Origin of the sequence: Synechococcus sp. H55.9 (genome assembly GCF_047462355.1) — a bacterium.
In the GTDB taxonomy this organism is placed as follows: domain Bacteria; phylum Cyanobacteriota; class Cyanobacteriia; order Thermostichales; family Thermostichaceae; genus Thermostichus.
This window is the reverse complement of record NZ_JANSJB010000020.1, coordinates 23,723-29,948: the sequence shown is the minus strand read 5'-3', so window position 1 is coordinate 29,948 and position 6,226 is coordinate 23,723. Positions and strand designations below refer to the sequence as shown.

General features: G+C 58.0%; 8 protein-coding genes. 3 read left to right on the top strand and 5 right to left on the bottom strand.

The window, feature by feature from the left end:
• Positions 1-837, top strand: an 837-nt coding sequence (locus tag NW857_RS04625) for a DUF3769 domain-containing protein (protein WP_414368091.1), incomplete at its 5' end; no start/stop codon positions are given.
• A 280-nt stretch (positions 838-1,117) separates the two neighbouring features.
• Positions 1,118-1,399 (top strand): DUF1830 domain-containing protein, encoded by a 282-nt coding sequence (locus NW857_RS04620; protein WP_414332563.1) that lies wholly within the window; start codon positions 1,118-1,120, stop codon positions 1,397-1,399.
• Positions 1,400-1,423: 24 nt separating this feature from the next.
• Here NW857_RS04620 and NW857_RS04615 read toward each other — a convergent pair whose 3' ends face one another.
• From NW857_RS04615 to NW857_RS04595, 5 genes are all read right to left on the bottom strand, one after another.
• Positions 1,424-1,798, bottom strand: a complete 375-nt coding sequence (locus NW857_RS04615) for a hypothetical protein (protein ID WP_414332561.1) — start codon at positions 1,796-1,798, stop codon at positions 1,424-1,426.
• A 33-nt stretch (positions 1,799-1,831) separates the two neighbouring features.
• Positions 1,832-2,557: a hypothetical protein gene (locus NW857_RS04610; protein ID WP_414332559.1), complete on the bottom strand. Its 726-nt coding sequence runs from the start codon at positions 2,555-2,557 to the stop codon at positions 1,832-1,834.
• 40 nt (positions 2,558-2,597) lie between these two features.
• A complete protein-coding gene (locus NW857_RS04605) occupies positions 2,598-3,143 on the bottom strand; it encodes a DUF3110 domain-containing protein (protein ID WP_414332557.1) in 546 nt (181 codons plus the stop codon).
• A 777-nt stretch (positions 3,144-3,920) separates the two neighbouring features.
• Positions 3,921-4,265 carry an ArsR/SmtB family transcription factor gene (locus tag NW857_RS04600; RefSeq protein WP_414332555.1) on the bottom strand — a complete coding sequence of 115 codons (345 nt, stop codon included), beginning with the start codon at positions 4,263-4,265 and terminating at the stop codon, positions 3,921-3,923.
• A gap of 138 nt (positions 4,266-4,403) precedes the next feature.
• Complete coding sequence (locus NW857_RS04595; protein WP_414368088.1) at positions 4,404-5,597, bottom strand: metallophosphoesterase family protein; 1,194 nt, start codon at positions 5,595-5,597, stop codon at positions 4,404-4,406.
• A gap of 201 nt (positions 5,598-5,798) precedes the next feature.
• Here NW857_RS04595 and NW857_RS04590 point away from each other — a divergent pair, with 201 nt between their 5' ends.
• A complete protein-coding gene (locus NW857_RS04590) occupies positions 5,799-6,221 on the top strand; it encodes a Fur family transcriptional regulator (RefSeq protein ID WP_414332551.1) in 423 nt (140 codons plus the stop codon).
• The last annotated feature ends 5 nt before the right edge of the window (positions 6,222-6,226 follow it).

Below are 6,226 nucleotides of genomic sequence, written 5' to 3'. Positions count from 1 at the left end.
GTTACCACCGGCAACGGCGGCCAAGTCACCTACACCTATGCGTATCAGGAGCGTTTTTTCAGCGGGCGGCTGGGGTTTCAGATTGTGGAGAATCGCCTTGGTGCTAGCTACAGCTCGCCCACCCTCCGCCTCGGCAACACCGGTTTGGATTTCAGCTACCGCATAGCCGCCGACTACATCGACGCCCTCGGGCAACTCGGCGACATCGACACCGATCCCGATCTGGCCTTGGCCAAGACCACCGACCGCATTCAGCTCGCTCGACTGCAACTGGGGGCAGCCCTAACTCGTTCTTTTCCCCTCTGGCGACCCCCTAAGACGGCGTCGGATCCGCCGCCCCGCTTTTCCGCTTTGCCCATCGAACAGGGAATCTGGCTCAACACCGGCGTCAGCAGCAGCCAGTCACTCTACTCCAATGGCCGTGTCCAAAGCTATACTGCCGGCAGCATCGGCATCGATGCGGTAATCGGGGCTTTTGTGGCCGATACCTTCGACTACACCAACCTGAGGGTGACCTACTCCAATGGTTTTTTGGCGGGGGCCTCGCCGTTTTTGTTCGACCGCATCACCACGCGGGAGCAACTTGTTCTGGGCTTTTTACAGCAACTGTATGGTCCGTTGCGGGTAGGGGCAGAGACGACGGTGGATCTGCAGTCAGGCCAGCAGGTGGACATCACCTACCGCCTGGGTTACGACCGCCGCACCTATGGATTTAGCTTGCAATACAATCCGGTGCGCCAGTCGGGGGCGCTGGAGCTGCGGGTGGAGGGCCTGAACTGGGATCCCCGCCAGTCGCCGCAGAAACCGACGACCGGAGCGAGCGTCCACGAGCCCTGATCCCCAAACTCCAAGGGGACTCAAAATGTAATCTTGACTACTACTCTGTGGAGATTTTCTGTGAGAAATTGCCTCGCCGCAGGAAGAAATCTCAATCCAAGTCCGTCCTGAGTTGAGGAGCCATTCTGAAAAAATCAAAACGGTAAGATAAAATACAGAAATTGCTTTTCCAGGATTAATTTCTGCTGGTTGGGATCGCCGTATCGCAGACTACCGCAGCGATCCCCAGGCGGTGTTAGGGTAGATGCTAGGCTGAGCAGAGTGGGCTGGTGATCTAATTATGCAAACACTTGATGCAATTCCCGCCAAAAGACAAACAGAGCGAATAACCTGTAGCTACATCAATGCGACCAGCTCCGTTCAGGTGGTTCGCATCACAAATATCGAAAACTGGTACTTTGAGCGGGTGGTCTTCCCAGGGCAGCGGCTGCTGTTTGAGGCAGTGCCGGGAGCCAAACTGGAGATCCACACGGGCATGATGGCCAGCTCTATCCTGACAGACATCATCCCCTGCGAAAAGATGCGGGTGCGAGAGACGGAGCCGGTGACTGTGGGCGCCTAGATCCCCAGAGGCCAGCGGTGTGGACTAGGTCTCGCGGCCTTGCTGCTTTCTCTCCTCTGCTTCCGGGCTAGGGGAAGGTTGGGGTGAGGGGCGAGGCTTGGGCGGCAGTGGGATCTCGAGGAAACGGGCGCTCAACCTCACCGGGCTGGTCTCTCGCCGTTGCGGCGGCCAAGGGATCCCCAGCCAACGGGCCGTGAGCTCCAGCAAGCCGGGGGGCGGTGTGGGAGTAGGGGTGGGCGTTGGTGGTGGGGTGGGGTACAGATCCAAGCGCGGGGGGCGCGGGGTGCTGACCCGGAAAGCATCAGGGGGCGGCTGGGTCAGCGGCACGTTGGGATCCCCGCACCCCAGCAGGCCCAAACCCAGCAGGATGTACAGCGTTGCAGTGCCTCTGCTTCTCATAAACGAGCTGCCGAACATCGACCCACCAGACTATCACCGGGATCCCAGGACTCTGAGCCGGCTTTGCAAATCTGCTTCCAGGGCAGATAGCTCGCGGGCCATGGTTACGTAGCGGTTGGCAGTCAAGTTTTTGGCGATAAATTGCTCCAGCAGTTGCTGATCCCGGGCAACCATCTGGTTAAAGTACTGCTCTACGGAAACCCGCGGGTCTTCGATCAAGGCTCTGCACATCTGCAAAGCCGTGATCAACTGGGCTCGCACCTGCAAAAAGAGGGACTGGACGTACTTCTGCTCTGCCTCGTTCAGTTGGCGAAAATCGCGCCAATACTGCCCTCTTTCCAGCGATTGTTGCAGCTCCTGCACCCAGCGGTTGTACTCCTTCACCTTGCGGGCCAGGTCGCTGGCGAACTCCATGATCTTGGGCGGGCTGTTGAGGAGATGGGCCTCCTGCCAACGCTGACGAATGCGACGCAGGTTTTGCCGCAACTCCAGGATGGCCCAGAGCAGCCCCAGCAAAACCACCCCCAGCAACAGGACGGCCACCGCGTACAGCAGCCAATAGCCGGGATCCCGCATCGCCGAGAAGATCACCAGAGCAACCACCAACAGGCAAAGGGCCAGCATAATCCAGAAGCGCAGTTGTTGTTGTTGCAGACGCAGGTACCCCTCCCTCAGGCCAAATGCTTCACAGCAAGCCTCCAGATCCGCATCCATGATCTGGCGAAACTCCTCTGCAGAGATCGGTTCGGCAGTGATCATCGAAGACCCTCGCAACGCAATCTGGCTGAAGTCCAGGCCGTTAGGATTTGCTCTGCCAATCCCGCGCGGTTTCCGTGCTCTCCTCCAGAGGCTCCAGCATCTCGTTGGCCGGAACCACCATCAATCCGTAGCCCCCTTCGCGACAAAAATCGACGATCTCCTGCGTGTCAAAACGTTCTGCTACAGGCTTAGGCAGTCCCTGTTGAGCCAGCCTCTGGGCATATTTTCTGGCCGCAAACGAGCTCTCAAAAGCAATAACAATATCTTGACCACCAACCTGGCGCGTGCAGATCCCCTCCTGCCCATTGGCTTGGTAGAGCAGCACGATCACCTGGGAAGGCAAGTCTTCCGGGCTAACCCAAGATAACCCTCTCTCTACCTGGGATCCCCCGCCCAGCAGCACATCCCGCGCCTCATTCAGCCGCGCCAGTTGCGCCTCTAGCAAGGGCCTTTGTCGCTCATCCTCCAGTTCTGCGAGAGCAGTGCCGAGAGTTTGGTATTCCTGAAACAATCGCCCCCGGATCTGCCGCTCGCTTGCATCCGGCGGAAGGCTGAGAATTTTAAGGGCTTCGGCGGTGCTCATCATCAAAACCTCCTGGGTCTGAACCCTTGTCCTTTAGGACGGCTTTGTCCACTTCAGGCATAACACCTCCACGAACAAAAGCCGAGAAACCGCACATCTTCTTTTTTCGCTGTTTGCGTTAATCTTTTTTCCGCTTGCTCAACAATGCAGGCTGAGTTTTCCACCAGAACTTCCGCCCACAAAGCTCAGTCCCAATTTGGGGTGCTCGACCAGGCTCCCTCTCTTGAGTCCCAAACTCAGGGTACCACCACGGGGAAGCTGTTTCCCTCCTTTTAAGGAGAAGGCACGATTCCAAATCATCGCCTAGGCTAACTGCTCTGAGAGTCGCCGGGGAGAAATTCTTCCGTGATCGTTGCTGCCATCTTGAGGTTGCTTGGCAGGGGAATTGAGTTTGGGTTGCTCGAGTAAAGCGGGAAGCGAGAAACCCAACTCAAAAGCTTCTCGTGCCAGCAAAGATGGATCCGACTGGGCGCGTTTCACCCGCTCTTTGAGGCGATTCCGCAGGTGTGCCCGGTGGATGCGTTTCAACTCCTCTCTCGGGTCGCGTGTCATGCCGTCCCCACTTTTGTTGTATCGATCCTAACAAAGAGCCCAATGGCCGGTGTCAGGGAACTTTGACGGACTTTGGGAGATGGCGCAGCGAGTGAAGCCAACGGGATCCCTGGGGCTGCCAGGAGAGAAATAGAGATGCGCTTCTGTTGGCCCACCTTCAGTATGGCGGGATCCAACAGTTTTTCCGGGGGTATTTTGGGTTGCCGCGCCCAACACCTAGGGATCTTCTCAGGGATCTTCGGCACAGGGAACCGCGGCTTTGGGGGGGCCAGCCTGTCCCAAGCTATCCAAAAAATGCTGCAAGAGCTGAAAACCGGGTGGGTTAAGGCTGTAGTAAATCCAGCGCCCCTGCTGGCGAGCGTTAACCAGCTTGGCATCTCGCAGAGTTTTCAAGTGAAATGAAAGCTTAGACTGGCTAACCTGTAGCTTTTCGCAGAGCTCGCAAACACACAACTCGCGCCCCTGCAGCAGTTGCAGCACGCGTAGACGGAGCGGGTCAGAGAGAGCGTGGAACCGCTCCCACACCTGCTTATCCAGCAGATCCCCTTTTACCTCGACCAGCAACGAGACCATCTGTAATCAACTCTTAACTAAAGTAGCAGGAGTTGTGCGCCCCAACTCTTGATTGATTGGACTGATGGATGGGATGGTGGGGGAAAAGTAAGACAACGCATCGGCTCGGCAGCGTTTCCCTCCATGGAATCGACAGAGTTAATCCCGACACAGGGATCCAATACGAGCTTGGCAGGTGGCGATTTCTTCGGGGGTGAGGTTGTCCCAATTGACGTCGCGGCGCAGCACCAAGCCATTGTGCCCGGTGATGAAGCGGGGCAGCTCGGCTTGGTCGATCACGCTCAGATCCCGCATGTGGTAGGTGGTGTAGTAGGTAACCTCCGAAGTGTTGAAATCCACGTCGATAAGGGTGAGGGTCTTGCGGGGGGGCAGGGGGCTATTCAGGAGGGGGCGGGGGCCGGAGCCAAGAATGCCGCAATGGAGCAGTTGCAGTTGCCCCTTGTGGCCAGGGTAGTAGCCGTGGTCGTGGCCGCTGATGTAGGTGTGGACGCGGTACTTCTCCAGCAGGGCCCGCTTGGCATCGGCCTCCAGCAACACCTCTCCTGGATCGTCGCGCCCGACGGTAATCGCATAGAGGGGTAGGTGGCCGATAACGATGCGCAACTTGGCCTTCTGAGCCCGTTCGCTGGCCAGTGCTGCTTCCGCCCAGGCCATCTGTTCCGGCGGGATGTAGTTGCAGGTGGCGTCCCAGACTAAGTAAAATACCCCGTCTTTTTCAAAGGTGTAGTAGAAGGGAAAGTCGCCTCGATCCACAAAGTTCAAGCCCGGATCGTGGGCCGGGTCGTTCCAAAACTCACGGGCCAAATCCCGTTCTTTTTGGAAGAGAAAACCGCCCCGCGTGGTGCGGGCACAGGAAGCATCGTGATTGCCCAGCGTGAAGCCGTAGGGGAGTTTGGCGGCTCGCAGCGGGCCGGCCACATGCCGGTCGAAGGCTGCCCACATGGCGCGAATGCGCTCTTCCGAGAGGCGGGGATCCTGCCCGGCCACCATGTCCCCTCCTCCCAAGACGATATCCGGCTGGAAGTAGGGGATGAGGCGGATAGCCCGATCCACCTCTGGGTCGTAGTCCACCGAGCCGTAGATGCCGTTCATATCGCTGATGACCAACAGGCGAAGATCGCGGCGGGCTGGGATGTAGAGGCCCCGGGGAGCTTCTGGATGGGGGACAACCGTGGGCGTAGGCCGAGGGGTAGGGGGCGCCGCCGCAGGGGATCCCACCACTGCGGACAGAGGTACCGAAGTAGGACGCTGCCGACTAGCCCAATAGGCCCCCGCCAATCCACTGCTGCCGGCTAGTCCCAACAAGCCCAAGATCATTTGGCGCCGCCGCATCCTGCTTCTCCTCAACACCCCAGCGGTATTGTAGAAGGGATATCGTCAATAATTGACCCCACTTCTTCTGCACACTGCTTAGAGAGGTCTACGCCAGTGGAGATTTTGCAACAAATCTTCAGAAACTTCGACTTGCAAATGTTAGACTAGTATAAATGAGCAACTGGCTATCTCAGACTCGGTATGACTTGAGGTTTGCCCATGCCTCGCCCTGTAGACTCTTTGGAAGCTGCTTTGGAGCGATGCCGAGAGTGCAATCTGCGCCTCAGCCGGCAGCGTCGTTATATTTTGGAACTGCTGTGGCAATGCGGCGAGCACCTTTCCGCTCGAGAGATCTATGATCGCCTCAATCGGCAGGGCAAGCCCATTGGCCACACATCCGTCTATCAAAATCTGGAGGCCCTGGCCAGCCACAACATTATCGAGTGCCTGGATCGCGCCGATGGGCGTCGCTACGGCAATCGTACCCATCCTCACAGCCATGTCAACTGCCTGGACAGCAACCGCATTTTGGACGTAGATGTGGAGCTGCCGCCGGAGCTGCTGGCCCAGGTGGAGCGGCAAACCGGCACCCGCATCCAGAGCTACCGCATCGAGTTTTTTGGGGTGGAGAACCAGAGCTAAGCCTT